This is a genomic window from Micromonospora sp. NBC_00330 (assembly GCF_036136635.1).
Taxonomy (GTDB): Bacteria; Actinomycetota; Actinomycetes; order Mycobacteriales; family Micromonosporaceae; genus Micromonospora; species Micromonospora salmantinae.
Genome location: NZ_CP108012.1, coordinates 2,765,346 through 2,783,884, shown reverse-complemented (window position 1 = coordinate 2,783,884; position 18,539 = coordinate 2,765,346). Strand labels below are relative to the sequence as shown.

Sequence of the window (18,539 nt, the reverse complement as noted above, 5' to 3'; positions counted from 1 at the left end):
CGGGCGGCGGCAAATGGGTTGCCGGGCGGGTGAGCGGCCGCGAGGCTGACCGCCATGACCGCTGAGCGTGACGCCGAGGACTTGATCGCGGAGGCCGCCGCCGCGCCCGTCGATGGTTGGGGCTTCGGCTGGCTGGCCGGCCGGGCTACCGAGGAGCGTCCACAGTGGGGGTACGCCCGGCTGGTCGCCGACCGGATGGCGCGGGCCGACGCGGCGCTGGACGTGGACACCGGCGGCGGGGAGGTGCTCGCCGAGGTGCCGCGTCCACCGAAGCTGCTGACGGCGACCGAGGCGTGGCCGCCGAACGTAGAGGTCGCCCGACGGACCCTGCGTCGGGTAGGCGCGTCGGTGGTCGCGGTCGCGCCGGATGGGCCGCTGCCGTTTCGTGATGCCTCGTTCGACCTGGTGGTCAGTCGGCATCCGGTCCGTACCGACTGGGTTCAGACGGCGCGGGTGCTGCGGCCGGGCGGGACGTTCCTGTCGCAGCAGATCGGGGCCGGCACCATGCGGGAGCTGAGTGAGGCGATCCTGGGACCGTTGCCGCCGGCGACCCAGCGGCACCCCGAGCACGCGGTCGCTGCCGCCGAAGCGGCCGGCCTGCGGGTGGTCGACCTGCGTCGGGCCACGCTGCGGGCGACCTTCGCCGACATCGGCGCGGTGGTCTGGTTCCTGCGCAAGGTGATCTGGACGGTGCCCGGGTTCACCGTCGACCGCTACCGTGCACCTCTGCGCGACCTCCACCACCGCATCGCCAGAGAGGGCCCTTTCGTCGCCCACGCCCAACGCTTCCTCATCGAAGCCACCCGCCCCTGACAGCCACCCCCGCCCCTGACAGCCACCCCCACCCGTCGATCTTGCACTTTCGCACCGACAAAAGCCGCCTACCTGGGCAACTCGACAGCCGAAACTGCAAGATCGGCGAGGAGAGAGCAGGGGCGAGGGCGAGGAACCAGGGCGGGGGCGGGGGCGCGGGGTCAGTGGTGGTGGGTTTGGTGGTGGGTTGCCAGGACGTCGGCGCCGAAGTCGCTGGCGGGGCGGCGCAGCACTGTGTGCGCGTGGTTGCCGTCAGCGGTGGTGTTGTCGTACTCGATCAGCAGGTCGTCGCCCTGTACCCGGTAGTAGTGCCGCCGCCCGGGGTGGGTCGGGCCGGCCCAGGCGAAGTGCAATGGGCCGGCGTCCAGTCGGGTCGCTTCCCGGATGGCCAGCTCGGGCGGCAGCCGGTCGAGGTAGAGGGCGACCACCTGGTCGAGCAGTGCGCGGCCGGTCGGTCCCAGCCGCTCCGCGGGTACGCCGAGGGGCTCCAGCGGCGCGTCGACCCGCCCACGGGTGGCGCTGATGATGTCCGTCGGTGCCTCGTCGGCGATGATCGCGGCGGCCCGCTCGGCGGGGCCCAGCGCGTCGAGCAGGGCGCGGGCCAGGTCCTCCTCCACGCCGAGTGGGCGGGATACCGGACGGCCGGCGTAGCGGACCGCTGCCGGGTTGGCGCCGAAGAAGATCGGCGCGGGGGAGACCTGACCGTCCACCACTGTCATGTTCACCGACAGGTGGTGCCCTTCGAGTCGCCACGCCCAACGGTCGTCGCGTGCCGGGTCACCGAACACGGCCACCCAGTAGTCGGCGCTGTGCCGCCCGCGCTGCCAGCCCTCGGCCCGGTCCAGCACCTCCTCCAGCGAGATGATCGCCATCGCCTGTGCGTACGCCGAGGGGCTGAGCGCGGTGGCCAGCAGCCGGTGGGCGGCCTTGCGGGCGGTGACGTCGAGCTCGGCGAGGCAGACGCCCGGTCGGGGTCGGGGCCGGTACTCCAGCCAGCGTCGGGCCGCCTCGTCGTCGAACGAGTGCACGGCGCTCTCGCGGGCGGCGGGGTCGAGCGCGGTCAGCAGCGCGGTCGCGGCGGCCCGCATCTGCTCCGGCAGAGGATCTTCCACCGCCCCTGTATACCGGCCGGCCGTGCCGGTGTCAGCCGACGCGCAGCAGCTCTGTCATCTCCGGCAGGTCGAAGAAGCGCGCGGTCTCGACGGCCGAGGGGTTGCCGTGTGCCGGATCCGCGCCGGCGGCGAGGAGCGCGCGAACCGCTTCGGTGCTGCTGCGGAAGACCGCCGCTGCCAACGCGGTCTGACCTCGGTCGTTGGCCCGGGTGTGGTCGGCGCCGCGGCTGAGCAGGGCGGCCACCGTCTCCGGGTGGGCGTGGTACGCGGCCAGGATGAGCAGCGTGTCGCCCTTGTCGTTGGTGAGGTTGACCGGCAGGCCGGCGTCGATCTGCGCCGCCAGATCGTCGGTGGCGCCGGCTCGGGCCAGGTCGAACATCCGGTGCGCGAACGCCAGCGTCTCGGCGTCGAGGTTCTCGGTCACCGGTCCAGGTTAGCCACACCGGTCCTGATAGGTTGCTCGGCCGGCGCGCTGGGGGAGGGGTCCGATGGGTGAGACGGTCTACGTGGGCAACGCGGGCGTCGACGGCGCCACCAACGCTGGTTGGTTGCTCGGGCACTTCGCGCCACCGGGGGAGATTCGGCACAGCACCGACGTCGAGGTGAAGTGGGGCGTGCATCCGCCCGGGCAGGCCCGGTCGCGGTGGGCGACCGGCGAGGTGCGCACCACTCTGCTCGTACTCGTCGAGGGGTGTTTCCGGGTGGAGTTGCCGGACCGGACGGTACGGCTGGCCGTGCCGGGCGACTACGTGGTGTGGGCCCGTGGGGTGGACCATTCCTGGTTCGCCGAGCGCGCGTCGGTGGTGTTGACAGTGCGCTGGCCCTCGTTGCCGGGCTACCGCGCGGACCCGCCGGTGCTGCGCTGATTCACCCGGACGGATGACTTGGCGTCCCACCAGACGGAATTACCTACTAAACCTATAGGCTTTGCCGTCTAGAGTACGAGAGCACCCCGCCGAACGACCCGCGAGGAACCGCCATGACGCACCACCGTCCGGAGCCCGACCTGCTCACCGTTGCCGCCGGATGGGCCGACCCGGCCGGCTGGCCGGTCGCGCTGCGTTTCGACCCCGCCGAGCGCTGGTACGCCCGCCTCGCCGTCAGCGACGAGCACGAGGTGTGGGCGCTGAGCTGGCTGCCCGGGCAGGGCACCGACCTGCACGACCACGGCGGCTCCTCCGGAGCGTTCCGGGTGGTCAGCGGCGTGCTCACCGAGGAGACGGTCAGCGCCGGCCGACTACGCCCCCGACTGCTTCCGGCCGGCGCGGGCCGCCGCTTCGGCCCGCGGCACGTGCACCAGGTGACCAACCGAGGCGTCGATCCGGCGGTCAGCGTGCACGTCTACCGGCCGGCGCTGCTGCGGATGACCCGCTATCACCTCGTCGACGGGCGGCTGCGAGTCGCCGAGGTCGCCGAGGCCGGCCGGTCCTGGTAACCGCGCGCACCGAGAATCCCCTGTCACCGGAAGGAACCCGAGAATGCAGATAACCGCCGAGTACTGTCCCGCCCCCGTGCCGCCGCCGGGCTCCCGGGGCATCGACGAGATCCTGGCCGCCGCGCGCGCCCGGTTGCGCCGACTGGACCCGGAGCGGGCGCACCTGGCGTACCGCAGCGGAGCGCTGCTGGTCGACATCCGCCCGGCCGCGCAGCGGGCCGCGCACGGCGTGGTGCCGGGCTCGCTCATCGTCGAGCGCAACGTGCTGGAGTGGCGCTTCGACCCACGCTGCGCGGCCCGGCTGCCGCAGGCCGTCGACTACGACGTGCCGGTGGTGATCCTCTGTCAGGAGGGCTACACCTCGTCGCTGGCCGCCGCCGCGTTGCAGGACGTCGGCCTGCACCGGGCCACCGATGTGGTCGGTGGGTTCGCGGCCTGGCGGATCGCCGGCCTGCCGGCCCTCGGCCCGACCCCACTGCACCACCCCTCTCCCCTCGCGTCCCCGGTCAACGCCGGCTGGGCGCGCCGCTGACCGTCACGCCACACCCGGCGTGGCGCGCGTACCGCCACTCAGGAGGCACCATGTCCGTCGTCGCCATCCCCACCCGCCGCCACCCCGGCGTGCGCCCGCCGGCCCGTCCGCGTACCAGCCCGACCCTCACCATCACCCTCGACCTCGTCCCGGGGCCGCTGAGCCCTCGGCTGGCCCGGCTGGTGCAGTTGCTCGGCGAGCTGGCCGAGTCGGGGGAGGGTCAACTGCGTGCCGTGGAGGAGCCCGCGTCCGGGCCGCGACCGGCCCCGCGCCCCGCCGCGCCGTCCGCCGCACCGGACCACGTCCGCATCCTGGCCGGCTCGCGGATGGTCCGCCAGGGCGACCGGGTCATCGCGCTGACCCGCATCGAGTACGAGCTGCTGCTGTTCCTGGCCGAGCGGCCCCGCCGGGTGTTCACCCGCCTGCAACTGCTCTCCAGCGTCTGGGGCTACGAGCACGCGGTGGCCCGGACGGTGGACGTGCACGTCCGCCGGCTGCGCGCCAAGCTGACCGGCTCCGAGGTGGTCACCACCGTCTACGGCGTCGGCTACCGGCTGGCCGACGAGGCCCCGATCAGCGTGGATCACAGCAGCTGAGCCCTGGTCCGGCGGCGATGTGACCGCCTGGTGAACCGGTCGGGGACCCCCGTAACGGGGCATCTCGACGACTCTGCTGTAATCATCAGGCCTCGTACGCAGAGCGAGCATTCGGCTCCGATGTGTTCGTCAATTGTCACATTCATGCAACGCAGCCGCCTCTTGACCCTCGCCCAGGCGCCGGGAAGCATCGATGAAGCGGCGTCCCGGGCCGTGGGGAGATACCCGGACCAGCCCAAGGAGGACCATGTCGGTCAGCCCCGCCTCGTCGCGCGCCGGATGGCATACGTCCCAACCCGCGGTGCCCGGTCGACCTCCCGGCGGCCAGCGTCGCCCGGCGAACACCGCCGCGCCCGTGCTCACCGTGACGCTGTCCATCCCGCTGGCCTGTGAGGAGTCGCTGACCCCGGCGGCGCGCCGGCTGTTGGAGGCCGCTCGCGAGATGCTGGAGCGGGGTGAAGGCGTGATCATCGGTGCGGTCCCGGCCGAACGCCGCCCCGACCAGGCGCCCACCAGCCGGTCGCCGGCCCGCCCGATCAGCCCGACCATTCCCGCCCTGCACATCCTCGCCTCGTCCCGCTCGGTGCTGCGCGACGAGGAACCGCTGCCGCTGACCCGGCTGGAGTTCGACCTGCTGCTGCACCTGGTCGCCCATCCGCGCCGCGTGTTCACCCGGCTGCAACTGCTCAACGCCGTCTGGGGCTACGAGCACGCCGGCGTGCGCACCGTCGACGTGCACGTGCGTCGGCTGCGCGGCAAGGTCGGCGTGGACGTCCCGCTGGTCACCACCGTCTACGGCGTGGGCTACCGGCTGGCCGACGACGCCCGGGTCACCATCGACCGCAGCGGCTGACCGGCGGCAGCCGCGTACCCGGCGCGGGGCAGGATGGTCCGGTGCGCATCCGCCCCATCTCGCCCGACCTGCTCGTCACCGAGCTGACCGGCCGGCTGGCCGACGCGGCGGACCGCGCCGCGAGCGCCGCCGCCGGGCTCGCGCGGCTGCGGGTGGCAGTGGACGGCGCCCCCGCCGCCGGCGTCGACGAACTGGCCGCGGCGCTTGTCGACCCGCTGCGCGCCCAGGGTCACCCGGTGCTGCACGTCCGCGCCACCGACTTCCTGCGTCCCGCGTCGCTGCGCTTCGAGTTGGGGCGCACCAACCCGGACTCTTTCTACGAGGCCTGGGTCGACGAGGCCGGGCTGCGCCGGGAGGTGCTCGACCCGGCCGGTCCGGGCGGCAGCGGCCGGCTGCTTCCGTCGCTCTGGGACGCCGACGCCGACCGGGCCAGCCGCGCCCGCTACGTCGACCTGGCACCCGGCGGCGTCGTCCTGGTCAGCGGCTCGCTGCTGCTCGGCGGTGGCCTGCCCTTCGACGTGACCGTCCACCTGGAGTTGTCCCCGGCGGCGCTGCGCAGGCGCACCGAACCGGCCCAGCAGTGGGCGCTGTCGGCCTTCGACCGGTACGCCGAGGAGGTCGTCCCGGCGAGCTTCGCCGACGTCGTGGTACGCGCCGACGACCCCCGCCGACCGGCGCTCGTGGAGCCCGGCGGAAACGACTGACAACAACCGAGAATTTGTCGGTTTGCACGCCTGATCGGGCGGGTACTCGCCCGGCTCACAGAGCGCGGGTGACCGCCCGCGCACCGAACGCGACCGTGACCGGGGCCCCGCGCCGCCGGCACCCGGTTCACCTTGAGCCACAGGCCCAGGAAAGGCAGGCAGCGATGCTCGTCCACGACACGGTCGGTACGACCCGGTCCCAGACGGAGATCGATCAGATCCGACAGTCGCTCCAGGCGCGCTACGACGAGCTGACCGCGGAGTACGACCAGGCGGTGCTCCAGAGCCAGGTGCTGCGGTTGGTGGAGGTCGGCGACACCGCCGGCGACGACCAGGCCGACAGCGGCACCAAGACTGCCGAGCGGGACACCGCCCAGTCTCTGTTGCGCACCATCCTCGATCGCCGCGCCCAGTACGAGCACGCCCTCGGCCGGCTCGAGGAGGGCACCTACGGCTGGTGCGAGGGCTGCTCGGCGGCGATCCCGGTGGAGCGGCTGGAGATCTTCCCGTCCGCCACCACCTGTGTGACGTGCAAGCAGACTCGCGAGCGGCGGGCGGCCTGAGCCACCCCAGCGGTTGCCGGTCGGTCCGCGACGCGATGGACTTCCACAATGGGTGACATCCTCGTGGGCACCGCGTCCTGGACCGACCGCACACTGCTGGACTCGGGATGGTATCCGCAGACCGCCGACACCCCGGAGAAGCGGCTGGCCTACTACGCCAAGCAGTTCCCGCTGGTCGAGGTGGACGCCACCTACTACTCGCCGCCCGCCGAGGCGACCGCGCGGTTGTGGGCCGAGCGCACCCCGGCCGGCTTCACCTTCAACATCAAGGCGTTCAGCCTGCTGACCGGACACCCCACCCGGGTCAGCGCGCTCTACAAGGACCTGCGCCCGGAGACCGACAAGAAGAACGTCTACCCCGACGACCTGCCCGCGCAGTCGTACGAGGAGGTGTGGACGCGCTTCCTGTCGGCGCTGGACCCGCTGGTCGAGGCCGGCAAGCTGGGCGCGCTGCTGTTCCAGTTCCCGCCCTGGTTCACCATCAAGCGGGCCAACAAGCAGTACCTGCTGGAGGTGGCGAAGCGCTGCGCGCCGCTGCGCCCGGTGTACGAGTTCCGGCACGCCTCCTGGTTCGACGGCGACAACGCCGACGAGACCCTGGCCTTCCTGCGCGAGCACAAACTGCCGTACGTCTGCGTGGACATGCCGCAGGGCCACCGCTCGTCGCTGCCTCCGGTGCTGGCCGCCACCGCGGACCTCGCGGTCATGCGTTTCCACGGGCACAGCGACAAGTGGACCAGCAAGGACATTCACGAGAAGTTCGGCTACCACTACTCCAAGCGGGAGTTGGCCGACTGGGCGCCGAAGCTGCGTGAGCTGGCCGACGAGGCCGGGCAGACCCACGTGCTCATGAACAATTGCTACCGCGACTACGCGCAGACCAACGCGAAGACCCTCGCGGGTCTCCTCGACGCCGGCTGACCTCACCCGATCCGGGTGGGGCCGCCTCACCCGCCCTGCGGGGAGGGTGGACGCGGTGGGTACGGCCGTCCGGGGACGGCCGACGCCGGAGACGACACGGAGGTGACGGGGATGACGGTTCGACTGGTGACGGATCGACGGCGTGGTGCCGTCCTGCACGTGGTCGGCGCGGCCGACAACGCCCGGCGCGCCCCTCAGGGCAGCCCGGTGCGGGCCCGCCGCGGCCCGGTGGGGCCGCCGCGCCGCGCCGACGACCGACGGTGGGACACGACGGAACGGGGGTCGACCGATGGCTGACGCGATGATCTCAGCGTTCGAGTCCTCGCTGGACAAGACGAACCTGATTCTCAAGGACATCGAGAACGCCTACGGCTGGCCGAAGGACCGGCGCAACCAGTCGTACGCGGCGCTGCGCACGGTGCTGCACCTGCTGCGCGACCGGCTGCCGGTGGACGAGAGCGTGGAGTTCGCCCAGCAGTTGCCGGTGCTGGTGCGGGGCATCTACTTCGACGGCTGGGTGCCGTCCGACGTGCCGATCAAGCTCAACCGCGACGACTTCCTCTACGAGGTGCGGCAGGGCTTCCCGTACGACGCGGAGGGTGGCCCGGAGCGGGTGACGCAGGTGGTGCTGGACACGCTGCGCCGCCACGTCACCCAGGGCGAGTGGCAGGACGTGAAGGACACCATGCCCAAGGACCTCGCGATGATGATGCCGTGACGGCCTGAGAGCTGTGAGCCCGCCCGACGACACGTCGGGCGGGCTCAGTCGTCGGGGCGGGCTCGGTCGTCGGACGTGGCCGCCTTGGCGGCGGCCGGCACCCGGGACACCTGGTGCCCGGCACCGCGGGCCAGCGCGGCGAACGCGATCGCGTCCACGATCGCGGCGCCGCCCGGGTCGTTGTTGAAATAGACGTAGGCCGGCTCGTCCGCGCCGAAGGCGTCGGTCAGCCGGCCCACCCAGGATCGCAGCGCGGCGCGACCGTAACGCGGCCACGGCCGTGCCCGCCCCTCGTGCAGCCGCAGGTAGCCGAAGTCGGTGGTGCGCCAACGGGGGGCGACCGGGCGGCCCAGCCGGTCCGCCCAGACCAGCGCGGCCCGACGCCGCTCCAGCACCGTCCGGGTGGCGTCGGTCCACCAGGAGGGGTGCCGGGGCTCGACCGCCACCCGCACCTGCTCCGGGAACAGTCGCAGCGTCGCGTCCAGCGCCTCGACGTCCGCCCGTAGGTTCGGCGGCAGTTGCAGCAGCACCGGGCCGAGCCGGTCACCGAGCGCGGTGGCGCGGCCGAGGAACCGGGCGACCGGCTCCTCCGGGTCACGCAGACGCTTGATGTGGGTGAGGTAGCGGCTCATCTTCACCGCCACGCAGAAATCCGCCGGGGTGCGCGCCCGCCACGCGGCGAAGGTGTCCCGTTCGGGCAGCCGGTAGAAGGCGTTGTTGACCTCGACAGTGGCGAACCCGGCCGCGAAGTGCTCCAGCCAGAGCCGCTGCGGCAGCCCCTGGGGATAGAAGCGGCCGCGCCAGTCGCGGTACTGCCAGCCGGACGTGCCCACCAGGATCACCACCCCATCCTGGCACTCTCCGCCGCCGCTCGCGAACTGCCCGTGTCGCCCCGGTTCGGCGTCTACGGTGAGGGTTAGAGAAGATCGCGCGTGGGGTACCACCCGCAGCACGACGGACCCCGGCGCACGGCGGGGCGGCACACCCGAGGGAGTACCGATGGCACTCAACGATGACGACATGCAGACCACCGGCGGCGGCGGCGCGGAGGGTCCGGCCGACGGCGGCGCGACCCCCGGTCAGCACGACGGTGGCGCCGACGGCGGCGCGGAGGGTCCCGCCAACGGTGGTGCCACCCCGGGTCAGCACGACGGTGGCGCCGACGGCAGCGCGGAGGGTCCCGCCGACGGCGGTGCCACTCCCGGTCAGCACGACGGTGGCGCCGACGGCGGCGCGGAGGGTCCCGCCGACGGCGGTGCCACCCCGGGCCAGCAGGACGGTGGCGCTGACGGCAGCGCCCGGTAGCGGCTCGCCATGACCTACCTCGACCCGCCGGGCGGCCACCACGGCCGCCCGGCGGTTCCGTCCGCCGAGGCCACCGCGGCGGCGCTGGCCCGCTGCGTCTCGGTCGAACCGGCGAAGTTCGCCGCCGCGCACTGGGGGCACACCCCGCTGCTGTCCCGGGCCGCGGAACTGCCCGACCCGGCCGGCTTCACCGACCTGCTCAGCCCCGCCGACGCCGACGAGTTGCTGAGCCGGCGCGGCCTGCGTACCCCGTTCCTGCGCGTCGCCAAGGACGGCCAGTTGGTAGCGGCGTCGCGCTGGACCGGCGGCGGCGGCGCGGGCGCCGAGATCGGCGACCAGGTGCTCGACGAGCGGGTCCTGGAGCAGTACGCGTCCGGGGCAACCCTGGTGTTGCAGGGGCTGCACCGGATCTGGCCGCCGCTCGTCGACTTCGCCCGCGACCTGGGCCTCGCGCTCAACCAGCCGTTGCAGATCAACGCCTACCTGACCCCGGCCGGCAGCCAGGGCTTCGCCACCCACTACGACACCCACGACGTGTTCGTGCTCCAGGTCGACGGCCGCAAGCACTGGCGGATCCACCCGCCGGTGCTGCCCGACCCACTGGAGAAGCAGCAGTGGGGTGGACGCGCCGACGAGGTCGGTGCCACAGCGCAGGGCCCGGCCGCGCTGGACGTGGTGCTCGCCCCCGGTGACGCGCTCTATCTGCCCCGGGGGTGGCTGCACAGCGCGCAGGCGCAGGACGCCAGCTCGCTGCACCTGACAGTGGGCATCCGCGCGCTCACCCGCTACGCCCTGGTCGAGGAGTTGTTGGCGCTGGCCGCCGAGGACCAGCGGCTGCGGGCCAGCCTGCCGTTCGGCACCGACGTCGCCGACCCGGACGCCATCGAGCCGGAGCTGACCGAGACCGTGGAGGCGTTGCGGGACTGGCTGCTGCGCGCCGACCCGGGCGCTGTCGCCGCGCGACTGCGGCAGCGTGCCTGGCCGGCCGCCCGCCCGGCGCCGATCCGACCGCTCGCCCAGGCCGACGCGCTGGCCAGCCTGGACGCCGACTCCCGGGTCGCCCTGCGTCCCGGCCTGCGCTGGCAGTTGGTGCCGCACGACTCGGACACCGTGGCGCTGCGGCTCTTCGACCGCACCATCACCCTTCCGGCGACCTGCGAGCCGGCCGCCCGCGCCCTGCTCACCGGCACTGTCACCCGGGTCGGTGACCTGCCCGGCCTGCCCGACGACGCCGACCGGGTCACCCTGGCCCGCCGACTTCTCCGCGAGGCCGTGCTGATCCCGGCCTGACCGGCTGCATCCAGGGCCGGCGCCGGCCGTATCGAGGGCGGGCGCCGGCCCTGGGCACACCCTGCCCAGGGCGCTTCACATCCCGATGACCTGGTGAACGGTCAGTGACACCAGACGCGACGTCCTGTTGGATGTGGGAGACGGTGCCGCGAAGGGATTCGTCCATGGGTTCTGATGGTCGCCGCTCGGCCGGATGGGTCGTGGCCGGTGTGCCGATATTGGCTGCGCTGGCCGGCCTTGCAGCTAACGCAGCATCCGACCAGCAGCGTTGGCCCAGGGTCCTTGACCTGGTACGACAGAATCCGTGGTTGACCTTAGGCGTCATAACTCTGATGTGTGTGGGGTCCGAGGTGGTGTTGCTGCGGCCACGCCGGAGATCCAAGACCGTCGTCCCCGCCGAGACCGAGCAGCCGGGCCCGCGTCGTATGCCGAATCGGAATCCGTTGTTCACCGGTCGTGAGCAGATATTGGATGAACTTCACCTGCGACTCGAATCATCTGTCGTCTGTCTGCACGGTATAGGTGGGTCCGGTAAGACAAGTGTGGCAATCGAATATTCGCACAGATTCAAAGAGCGCTTTTCTGTGATTTGGTGGATAGCTGCCGAACAGCCTCCGCTCGTGACAGAACAATTGGCGGCGCTGGCTGTCGAAGTGGGTGAAGCAACCGAAGGAACACTGGTCAAGGATGCCGCCGAGAAGGCTCGGAGCTGGCTGCGCGGCCACCGCGGCTGGTTGGTGGTGCTCGACAACATGCCGGGAACTGAGCTCGCTTCACCGGCAATTCCCGATGGTGCTGGCCAAGTGCTGATCACCTCGCGAGCCAACAGCTGGAATCAGCTAGGAGTGTTGATTCAAGTGGATGTATTTTCCCGGACGGAGTCGGTGTCCTTATTGACAGCGCAGCTGAGCGGAATCAGCCCGTCGGACGCGGACACGGTCGCGAACGCGGTAGGCGATCTGCCCCTGGCGGTAGCGCAAGCGGCGGGGTTCATGGTGGCAACGGGCATGCGGCCCAGTGAGTACGTCGATGCGATCGAAGCACATGCGATCGAGATTCTGGACCGCGGCAGGCCGGTCGGATATCAACTGTCGTTGGCCGCGGTGGTCGCGCTCTCCGTCGAACGGCTCAGCGTTGAGGACCCCGTCGGGGTCAGCATCCTGAATCTGTGTTCGTTCCTGGGACCAGAGCCGATTCCCTTCACCTGGCTCACCCGTATGCCGCAGGAGACAAGTCGAAGCGCCCTCGCCAAGGCCTCACCCGTCAAACTGAGGTCATCGGTGGGACGGCTGGTCGAGTTCGGCCTTGCGCGGCTCGACTCGGACGGGGGGTCGCTCGTGGTCCACCGCACGACGGCGGCAGTCGTGCGCGATCTGCTCACCGCACGGACGCGAAGCAGGCAGTGGCAGTTGGCCGGTGAATTGCTCGCCGCGAACCGAACCGGCGACCCCTCTGAGCCGACCCTCTGGCCGCTGTGGTCCATCCTGACGGCTCACGTTGGCGTGCATCTACGGCTGGCGCCCGGATCCGCCGAGGCGGGCAGCCAGGATTATCGGAGTGTCGTTCTCGATGCCGCCCGATATCTGGAGCTGTCCGGACAGGCCGCATCAGCGAATGAACTCGCCAGGACCGCTCGCGAGAGATGGTCTCAATCGCTGGGCAGCGACGATCTGGATGTCTTGCGGGCAGCTCGGCGTCAGTCGGCGACGCTCCCCCCGGCGCATCCCGACGCGTTGGGCATCGAGACGGACACACTTGCCCGCTTGCAGCGCCTGCTCGGTCCGGACGACCCGGAGACCTTGTCTTCGGCTGGCAACTGCGCCAGGGCCATGGCCGACCTCGGGAGATACCAGGACGCACGGCAGCTGAACCACGACACTCTCACTCGCCTGCGGCGGATCTTCGGTGAGGATGATCCCAAGACTCTGCTTTCCGCCAACAACCTGGCTAATCGAATGTCCGAGCTCGGTGAACACGAAGCTGCAAGGGCTCTGCACCGCCAGGTTCTGGACCGCCGGGAAGTCGTCCTTGGTCACGATCATCCGGACACCCTGATCACCAAGGTCCAACTCGCTCTCGACCTCGCGAATCTCGGAGAACAGGACGAAGCGAGGACGTGTGGTCGCCTATCCCTTGCCGAGCTCAGACGCAGGCTTGGTCCCGACCACCGCAGCACTCTGCAGGCGGCGGCCATCCTCGCTGAAATCCTTCGCCGGGAGGGGAGTCTCCAAGAGGCGCGCGCTCTTGACGAGGACACCCTTCAACGTCGCAAGCGGGTGTTGGGCACGGACCATCCCGAAACCATGGCCTTGGCTCAGAGCCTTCCTCCGGACTCGTCCAAACAGGGATGAGGGGGCCGTTCGTCGGGTCAGCGGCCGAGGATCAGCAACAGCACTGTGGTCAGCAGACCGGCGCCGAGGACCACGGTGATCGGTCGCGGGCCGAGCACCGCGTGCCGGCGGTCGGCCAGCACCCGTGCCGGCACCAGGCCGACCAACGGCCCGAGCAGCGTCACCACCAGCGCCAGCACCGGTAGTCCGACCGCCAGGTCGCCGCCGTACCCGACGCCGAGCGCGCGGGCGCCGGCGCCCAGCGCGTACGCCAGCACACCGCCGGCCACCCCGCAGAGCGCGAGCAGCGGGTTGACCGAGCCCGGCAGCTCGCCCGGCTGACCGGCCCGGTCGAGCAGGTCCCGGGCCTTGGCGAGCAGCAGCACCGGGTCGGTGGCCCCGACGCCGTTCGCCGGGGCGGGCGGGCCGCCGAGACGGCGGGCACCGAGGCGCGAGCGGACCTGCTGCCACAGGTGGGCCACCTCGGCGTCGACCCGTTCCTGCTGCTCACGGGCGGCGACCAGCTCCTCCTCGGCGTTCTGGAGCTGCTCGGCCGCGTCGGCGACGGCCCGCTCGGCGGCGACGCACTGCCGCTCGTGCCAGGTGTGCGCCTCGGCGCGCTGCTCGCGCACCCGCGCGGTGAGGTCGGCCAGCCGCCGCAGCTGCGCTGCGTACGTCTCGCTGGTCACCGGTTCGTTCATCGTGTCGGTCCATACGGGATGATCACCTGTCCGGTGCGGTGCACCGCCCGGTCGAAGAAGAGCCCCCGCCAGGGGCGGGGATACCAGTCCGGGCCGCCGGTGCCCGGATAGAGCGACGAGCCCAGCTCGCCACCGTGCGCGTCCAGGGCCACCCAGGCGCCGATCTGGTCGGTACGGGCGGCCGGCCCACCGAGATCGGCGCGCATCCGGGCCACACCCCGCCACCAGGCCAGCACGTGGGTGCGTCGTTCCGGCCCGTCGTGCATGATCCGGCGCAGCTGCTCCAGCCCGGTACGTCGGCCCGCGCGGGCGGCCAACGCGCCCGCTGCCGCGTCGACGGCGAACAGGAGCAGGTAGTGCGGGCTTCCCGGGCCGCTGAGCCCGTCGGCCGTCTCGGCCATCAGCTCGCCGACGGTCTCCTCGTCGTACCAGGCGGCGTCGTCGGCCAGGTCGTCGTAGAGGGCGCGGGCGATCGGGTCGGCGTCCGGGTCGAGGCAGGCGATGGAGAACCGGGCGGTGCCCGGCGGGTGCTGTCGGGCCAGCGACCGGGCCGCCGCGTCGAGCACCGCGCACGCCTCGTCGACGCGGGTGCCGAGCACCGCGAGGTTGCGGCCCGGTGCGCGCGGCAGCCGCAGCGACGCCGAGCGGGACTGCACGTCGATGATCTCGCCGAGCAGGGCCACCGGGTTGCGCGGGACGGTCCCGTCCGGGGGGACGGCGAGCGCCCGGAAGTCCGGGGCCTCCGCCAGCCGGGGGATCGCGTCGCCGTCGAAGAGCCGGGCGGGCGCCGCGTCGGGGGCCCGCATCCGCCACAGCCGGTGCTGCAAACCGCTCCACGTCTCCCAGTCGCTGGCCGACGGGATGCGCGCGACCTCGTTGCCCTCCACCATTCCCGACTCGGCGTTGACCACCGCGTGCCAGCGCGGCAGCGACTGCGCCGCGTCGTTGCGCTCGGCGAGGATGCGCAGCGCCTTGGGCAACGCGATGCGCAGCGTGAACTGGGCGACCAGCGCGGGGCGGCCCCAGAGCGCCTCGATGCCCCGCACGTCCTGCGAGGCGAGGACCAGGTGGATGCCCTGGGAGCGGCCGCGGCGGGCCAGGTCCTCCAGCAGGTCGGCCGCCTCCCGGGCGACCACGTCACGGCCGGCCAGCAACATCTGGAACTCGTCCACCACGGCGACGATGCGTGGCCAGTGCCCGGTCGGGTCGACCGCCCGCAGCTCGGCCAGCTTGGTCACCTCGTGCTTCTTGGCCGCGTCGGCGCGTCGCCGCAACTCCTCGGCGAGGAAGCGCAGCAGCGCCAGCCCGAACTCCCGGTCGGTGTTGACGTTGATGCCGACCAGCCGCATGTGCGGCAGCCAACTCGGGTCGCGTCGGCCCTTCGCGAACCGCGCGAAGGAGACCCCCTCCTTGAAGTCGAGCAGGTAGAACTCCAACTCGGCGGGGGAGTAGCGGGCGGCGAGGGCCCCGATCCACGCGAAGATCAGGTTGGTCTTGCCGGTGCCGGACGGCCCGCCGATCAGCGCGTGCGGTGGATAGTCGCCCAGCGTCAACCGCACCGGCCGGCCCTGCGGACCCTCACCGATCGGCGCGGTCAGCCCGTCGGCGGAGTCCTCCCGCCACATCAGCTCCGGCGGGGGCAGCAGGTCGGTGAAGGGGGTCGGCGGCGGGCCCGCGTTCACCCGGGCGGCGACGTCCCGGCAGGTCTCGGTGACCAGCGCCGCCGGTGGTGGTGGGTCCAGCCGCACCGGCAGCCCGGCCGAGCCGCCGATCCGCGCGCCGGACACGCCGGCCACCACCCGGGTCACCGTCGGATCCTCCGGCAACGGCACACCGTGCACCACCAGGTGTACGCCACAGGCGGCGCCGGCCCGCACCACCCGGTCCAGTTGCCCGCGCTCGTGCCGGTTCAGCTCCTCCCCGCCGAGCAGCACCGCCACCCGCCACGGCTCGGGTCGTCGGCCGGTCGCCGCCGCCAGTTCGCGCAGCGACGCGTACTCGCCGGCGAGGACCGTCTCGTTGATCCGGCGGATCTGCTCCACCAGGTCGTCCAACAGCGGACCCAGCCCACCGGGGCCGACGAAGGTGAGCAGCCCGGCCGTGCCCAACGGAGCGAACCCGGCCAGGCCACCGCCGAGCTGGTCCGGGTCGTACCCGATCAGTCGTACCGCTCCGGGGTCGGCGCGGCCGACGGCCCGCAGCAGCAACGCGGAGACCACCGCGTCGCAGCCGGCGCGGTCGTCCCCGGAGAGGTGGACGTGCCCGGCGTCGAGCAGCGGCACCAGCGCGGGCACCGGGTCGACGCCGTCGATCCCGACAGTGCCGACCCGCAGCGCGCCGGGCGGCTCGGCCCGGCGGGCGGGCGTCGGCGCCCACCCCGCCCAGTCGGCCCCCGCGCAGCCGGGCGCCTCCTGCCGGGCCGCGTCGGCGGCCCTCCGGGCCAGCTCCGCGATCCGGGTGGAGTAGCGGGCGTCGATCTCGGCGATGCGGCGGTCCCGTTGGGCGCCCACCCGCTCCGGTACGGCGGCCGCCGCCCGCTGCACCCGGGCCAGTCGTTCCCGCCCGGCGGTCAGGTCGGCCTGGGCGGCGGACAGCCGGGTACGGGTGGCGCCCAACGCCTCGGCGAGGGTGTCCCGGACACGGCTGGCCAGTTGCCCGCGCCGGTCAGCCATCGGAGCCCCGACGCGTCGGCGCGTCCCGCCAGGGGCTGCCCGAGCGTGGGGGCAGCCCAGCAGGGCGCGGTGGCGGCCCGTCCGCGCGCGGTGGCAGACCACCGGAGCGCTGCGTGGTGGCGGTGCCCGGCCGCGGCACCGCACCGCCGACGCGGGGAACCGCGCCCGGCCGCCCGGTCCCGCCCGGTTGCTGCGCGCCCGCCGGCTGCCCGGCCCGCGCCGGCTTTCCCGCGTCGCCTCGCTGCCCCGCGCCCGCCGGTTCTCTCGCCCCCGCCGGTTCTCTCGCGCCGCCGGCCGGCAGGTCCCGGCCGAGGCGGGCGAGCAGCAGCCCGGTCGCCACCCCGGCGGTCACCGCGGAGTCGGCGGCGTGCGGTGGTTCCCCGGAGCCGCGCGGCGGTGGCATCCGGCACACCCGGGTCAGCAGCGTCTCCAGCACCGGCGGCGGCAACCCGGGCAGCAGGTCGCGGACGCGTCCGTCCAACTCCCCGCGCAGCCGGCCGAGGTCGGTGGCGCGCGGCGGGTGCCCGAGCAGCTCACCGGCCAGCTCGCGCAGCAGCGGCGGCGCCAGCGCCGCCATGCCCAGCCCCACGTCGGCAGGGGCCCGGCGCAGCTCCTTGCGGAGCCGGTCCCGGTCGCCCGAGCGGACACCACCCGCCACTCGGCGCAGCAACTCCTGGGAGTCGTCCACCCGCTCGTCGGGTTCGTCGTCGGTGCCCTCGCGCCCGCCGGTCAGCTCGGCCACCCGCACCGACCACCAGCGGCGCATCCGTACCTGCTCGGCCGGCTCCGGCGCGACCGCGGCGGGCCCGGACGCCGGCGGCGTGTCGTGCCGGGGCGCGCGTTGCTCAGGACGTGGCGCCGGGCCGCCGTCCGCGCCGAGCCCGATCGCCGTCAGATAGGCCGACAGCTGCTCCTGCGCCACCCGCAGCGCGTAGCCGGCGCTCTCGGCGTGCTCGGTGGCGGCGGACAGCTCGGGCACCCCCATCGGGTTGGCCGACTCCTGTCGTACCCAGCGCAGCCGCTCCGCGGCCAGACCGAACTTCTCCAGCGCCTGCCCGAGCAGCGCCACCGGGAACTCCTCGGTGGCGGCACGGACCTGCCCGCCGACATCCTCGATGATGGACATGGCCCCTACAGGGTGGAGACGTAGAGCTGCGCCTGCTCCACCGCGACAAGTGTCGCGGCGAGACACTCCTCCAGCTCCTGGCTGGCCTGGGTCAGCGACGCCTGGGCCGCCTCCACCGTCTCGTGCCCGCTGCCCTCCAGCGCCCCGGCCAGGGTCTGCTGTGCCTCGGACAGTTTCTCGCCGGCCGCCTGCACGGCTGTCTGCCCGTCCCCGATCTGTTGGAGGGCGACATCGATGGCAGCCTTCAACTCGGCGACGCTCGCCACGGCGGAACCTCCTGGGGGCGGGGAGATCTCCATTAGAGCCTATCGGCGGTTCCGAAAGAACATCCGCCCTGTCGGTGTTCCTGCCCGCCTGTCCGGAAGGCCCTTGGAAGTGCCGGGAGTCCGATCTGTGGGAGTCCCAGTGCGAGAATTTCTCAGTTGCTGGTCGGGTTGTCGCGGAGCCAGCGCGGGCCGTACACCTCGGCGCCCAGCGCCGTCACCCGCCCGCGCAACTCCCGGTCGGCGGTGACCACCAGCCGCCGACGCCGCGGCGCGCCCTCCACCAGCTCGACCACCGTGTCGTCGCCGGAGCCGGCGGCGGAGACCACCCGGACACCCTCGGTGCCCGGCACGTCCCGCGCGGCCCCCTCGACCACCAGGACCACCTCCACCGGGGCGGTCAGCCGGGCCGGCAACCCGATTGTCGCCACCGGGGCGAGCGAGTCGCGCAACCGGGCAGCGGCCCCGGCACGGTCACGCCACCACCCGTTCGGGCGCGAGCCCACCACGTTGGCGCCATCCACGATCAGCAGCGGGGTCTCATCCATTCCGTCAGCCTGCCACCATCGGCCGGCCCTGACCCGACGCCACTCCCGGAACGCCGG

At 72.8% G+C, this 18,539-nt stretch carries 22 protein-coding genes; 14 read left to right on the top strand and 8 right to left on the bottom strand.

What is annotated here, in order from left to right:
- The first annotated feature begins 54 nt into the window (after window positions 1–54).
- A complete protein-coding gene (locus OG598_RS12390) occupies window positions 55–813 on the top strand; it encodes a class I SAM-dependent methyltransferase (protein ID WP_328654559.1) in 759 nt (252 codons plus the stop codon).
- 161 nt (window positions 814–974) lie between these two features.
- Here OG598_RS12390 and OG598_RS12385 read toward each other — a convergent pair whose 3' ends face one another.
- A complete protein-coding gene (locus tag OG598_RS12385) occupies window positions 975–1,925 on the bottom strand; it encodes a DUF3500 domain-containing protein (RefSeq protein ID WP_328654558.1) in 951 nt (316 codons plus the stop codon).
- A 31-nt stretch (window positions 1,926–1,956) separates the two neighbouring features.
- A complete protein-coding gene (locus OG598_RS12380; protein ID WP_442931503.1) occupies window positions 1,957–2,304 on the bottom strand; it encodes an ankyrin repeat domain-containing protein in 348 nt (115 codons plus the stop codon).
- A 109-nt stretch (window positions 2,305–2,413) separates the two neighbouring features.
- Here OG598_RS12380 and OG598_RS12375 point away from each other — a divergent pair, with 109 nt between their 5' ends.
- From OG598_RS12375 to OG598_RS12330, 10 genes are all read left to right on the top strand, one after another.
- Window positions 2,414–2,791, top strand: coding sequence for a signal peptidase I (locus tag OG598_RS12375; protein ID WP_328654556.1), 378 nt, complete (start codon window positions 2,414–2,416; stop codon window positions 2,789–2,791).
- 113 nt (window positions 2,792–2,904) lie between these two features.
- Window positions 2,905–3,360: a cysteine dioxygenase gene (locus OG598_RS12370; RefSeq protein WP_328654555.1), complete on the top strand. Its 456-nt coding sequence runs from the start codon at window positions 2,905–2,907 to the stop codon at window positions 3,358–3,360.
- A 43-nt stretch (window positions 3,361–3,403) separates the two neighbouring features.
- Window positions 3,404–3,892 carry a rhodanese-like domain-containing protein gene (locus OG598_RS12365; protein ID WP_328654554.1) on the top strand — a complete coding sequence of 163 codons (489 nt, stop codon included), beginning with the start codon at window positions 3,404–3,406 and terminating at the stop codon, window positions 3,890–3,892.
- 50 nt (window positions 3,893–3,942) lie between these two features.
- Window positions 3,943–4,488, top strand: coding sequence for a winged helix-turn-helix domain-containing protein (locus tag OG598_RS12360; protein ID WP_328654553.1), 546 nt, complete (start codon window positions 3,943–3,945; stop codon window positions 4,486–4,488).
- Window positions 4,489–4,735: 247 nt separating this feature from the next.
- Window positions 4,736–5,341 (top strand): winged helix-turn-helix domain-containing protein, encoded by a 606-nt coding sequence (locus OG598_RS12355; protein ID WP_328654552.1) that lies wholly within the window; start codon window positions 4,736–4,738, stop codon window positions 5,339–5,341.
- A 41-nt stretch (window positions 5,342–5,382) separates the two neighbouring features.
- Entirely contained in the window at window positions 5,383–6,045 is a 663-nt protein-coding gene (locus tag OG598_RS12350) for a uridine kinase (protein ID WP_328654551.1), read from the top strand.
- A 164-nt stretch (window positions 6,046–6,209) separates the two neighbouring features.
- Complete coding sequence (locus OG598_RS12345; protein ID WP_091408390.1) at window positions 6,210–6,608, top strand: TraR/DksA family transcriptional regulator; 399 nt, start codon at window positions 6,210–6,212, stop codon at window positions 6,606–6,608.
- Between the two features lie 48 nt (window positions 6,609–6,656).
- Window positions 6,657–7,529, top strand: coding sequence for a DUF72 domain-containing protein (locus OG598_RS12340; RefSeq protein ID WP_238685876.1), 873 nt, complete (start codon window positions 6,657–6,659; stop codon window positions 7,527–7,529).
- Between the two features lie 111 nt (window positions 7,530–7,640).
- A complete protein-coding gene (locus tag OG598_RS12335; RefSeq protein WP_124775983.1) occupies window positions 7,641–7,826 on the top strand; it encodes a hypothetical protein in 186 nt (61 codons plus the stop codon).
- Window positions 7,819–8,247, top strand: a complete 429-nt coding sequence (locus OG598_RS12330; protein ID WP_328654550.1) for a DUF2267 domain-containing protein — start codon at window positions 7,819–7,821, stop codon at window positions 8,245–8,247. Before OG598_RS12335 ends, OG598_RS12330 begins: the two co-directional genes overlap by 8 nt.
- A gap of 44 nt (window positions 8,248–8,291) precedes the next feature.
- Here the strand turns inward: OG598_RS12330 and OG598_RS12325 are convergent, their stop codons facing one another.
- Window positions 8,292–9,089 (bottom strand): DUF72 domain-containing protein, encoded by a 798-nt coding sequence (locus tag OG598_RS12325; protein WP_328654549.1) that lies wholly within the window; start codon window positions 9,087–9,089, stop codon window positions 8,292–8,294.
- A gap of 157 nt (window positions 9,090–9,246) precedes the next feature.
- Here OG598_RS12325 and OG598_RS12320 point away from each other — a divergent pair, with 157 nt between their 5' ends.
- The 3 genes from OG598_RS12320 to fxsT all read left to right on the top strand — a co-directional run bounded on the left by OG598_RS12320 (window position 9,247) and on the right by fxsT (window position 13,193).
- On the top strand, window positions 9,247–9,552 hold the full coding sequence (locus OG598_RS12320) for a hypothetical protein (RefSeq protein ID WP_328654548.1): 306 nt from the start codon (window positions 9,247–9,249) through the stop codon (window positions 9,550–9,552).
- A gap of 9 nt (window positions 9,553–9,561) precedes the next feature.
- Window positions 9,562–10,842 carry a cupin domain-containing protein gene (locus OG598_RS12315; RefSeq protein WP_328654547.1) on the top strand — a complete coding sequence of 427 codons (1,281 nt, stop codon included), beginning with the start codon at window positions 9,562–9,564 and terminating at the stop codon, window positions 10,840–10,842.
- A gap of 164 nt (window positions 10,843–11,006) precedes the next feature.
- Window positions 11,007–13,193: an FxSxx-COOH system tetratricopeptide repeat protein gene (gene fxsT / locus OG598_RS12310; protein WP_328654546.1), complete on the top strand. Its 2,187-nt coding sequence runs from the start codon at window positions 11,007–11,009 to the stop codon at window positions 13,191–13,193.
- Window positions 13,194–13,210: 17 nt separating this feature from the next.
- On the opposite strand, the gene OG598_RS12305 is transcribed toward fxsT, so the two are convergent.
- The 5 genes from OG598_RS12305 to OG598_RS12285 all read right to left on the bottom strand — a co-directional run bounded on the left by OG598_RS12305 (window position 13,211) and on the right by OG598_RS12285 (window position 18,482).
- Window positions 13,211–13,873, bottom strand: a complete 663-nt coding sequence (locus tag OG598_RS12305) for a hypothetical protein (RefSeq protein WP_328654545.1) — start codon at window positions 13,871–13,873, stop codon at window positions 13,211–13,213.
- Window positions 13,870–16,545: an FtsK/SpoIIIE domain-containing protein gene (locus OG598_RS12300; protein WP_328654544.1), complete on the bottom strand. Its 2,676-nt coding sequence runs from the start codon at window positions 16,543–16,545 to the stop codon at window positions 13,870–13,872. Before OG598_RS12300 ends, OG598_RS12305 begins: the two co-directional genes overlap by 4 nt.
- On the bottom strand, window positions 16,538–17,671 hold the full coding sequence (locus OG598_RS12295; protein ID WP_328654543.1) for a hypothetical protein: 1,134 nt from the start codon (window positions 17,669–17,671) through the stop codon (window positions 16,538–16,540). The genes OG598_RS12300 and OG598_RS12295 overlap by 8 nt, the downstream gene beginning before the upstream one ends.
- 5 nt (window positions 17,672–17,676) lie before the next feature.
- Entirely contained in the window at window positions 17,677–17,937 is a 261-nt protein-coding gene (locus OG598_RS12290; protein ID WP_030332749.1) for a hypothetical protein, read from the bottom strand.
- A gap of 152 nt (window positions 17,938–18,089) precedes the next feature.
- Window positions 18,090–18,482, bottom strand: a complete 393-nt coding sequence (locus OG598_RS12285; protein WP_328654542.1) for a hypothetical protein — start codon at window positions 18,480–18,482, stop codon at window positions 18,090–18,092.
- Between the last annotated feature and the right edge of the window lie 57 nt (window positions 18,483–18,539).

Bases quoted from the DNA above. Each gene is read 5' to 3' on its own strand.
- OG598_RS12375 (WP_328654556.1), top strand. From the start codon at position 2,414: ATGGGTGAGACGGTCTACGTGGGCAACGCGGGCGTCGACGGCGCCACC.
- OG598_RS12370 (WP_328654555.1), top strand. From the start codon at position 2,905: ATGACGCACCACCGTCCGGAGCCCGACCTGCTCACCGTTGCCGCCGGA.
- OG598_RS12335 (WP_124775983.1), top strand. From the start codon at position 7,641: ATGACGGTTCGACTGGTGACGGATCGACGGCGTGGTGCCGTCCTGCAC.
- OG598_RS12330 (WP_328654550.1), top strand. From the start codon at position 7,819: ATGGCTGACGCGATGATCTCAGCGTTCGAGTCCTCGCTGGACAAGACG.
- OG598_RS12300 (WP_328654544.1), bottom strand. From the start codon at position 16,545: ATGGCTGACCGGCGCGGGCAACTGGCCAGCCGTGTCCGGGACACCCTC.
- OG598_RS12320 (WP_328654548.1), top strand. From the start codon at position 9,247: ATGGCACTCAACGATGACGACATGCAGACCACCGGCGGCGGCGGCGCG.
- OG598_RS12345 (WP_091408390.1), top strand. From the start codon at position 6,210: ATGCTCGTCCACGACACGGTCGGTACGACCCGGTCCCAGACGGAGATC.
- OG598_RS12295 (WP_328654543.1), bottom strand. From the start codon at position 17,671: ATGTCCATCATCGAGGATGTCGGCGGGCAGGTCCGTGCCGCCACCGAG.
- OG598_RS12355 (WP_328654552.1), top strand. From the start codon at position 4,736: ATGTCGGTCAGCCCCGCCTCGTCGCGCGCCGGATGGCATACGTCCCAA.
- OG598_RS12315 (WP_328654547.1), top strand. From the start codon at position 9,562: ATGACCTACCTCGACCCGCCGGGCGGCCACCACGGCCGCCCGGCGGTT.
- OG598_RS12390 (WP_328654559.1), top strand. From the start codon at position 55: ATGACCGCTGAGCGTGACGCCGAGGACTTGATCGCGGAGGCCGCCGCC.
- OG598_RS12305 (WP_328654545.1), bottom strand. From the start codon at position 13,873: ATGAACGAACCGGTGACCAGCGAGACGTACGCAGCGCAGCTGCGGCGG.
- OG598_RS12285 (WP_328654542.1), bottom strand. From the start codon at position 18,482: ATGGATGAGACCCCGCTGCTGATCGTGGATGGCGCCAACGTGGTGGGC.
- OG598_RS12380 (WP_442931503.1), bottom strand. From the start codon at position 2,304: ATGTTCGACCTGGCCCGAGCCGGCGCCACCGACGATCTGGCGGCGCAG.
- OG598_RS12365 (WP_328654554.1), top strand. From the start codon at position 3,404: ATGCAGATAACCGCCGAGTACTGTCCCGCCCCCGTGCCGCCGCCGGGC.
- OG598_RS12360 (WP_328654553.1), top strand. From the start codon at position 3,943: ATGTCCGTCGTCGCCATCCCCACCCGCCGCCACCCCGGCGTGCGCCCG.
- OG598_RS12340 (WP_238685876.1), top strand. From the start codon at position 6,657: ATGGGTGACATCCTCGTGGGCACCGCGTCCTGGACCGACCGCACACTG.
- fxsT (WP_328654546.1), top strand. From the start codon at position 11,007: ATGGGTTCTGATGGTCGCCGCTCGGCCGGATGGGTCGTGGCCGGTGTG.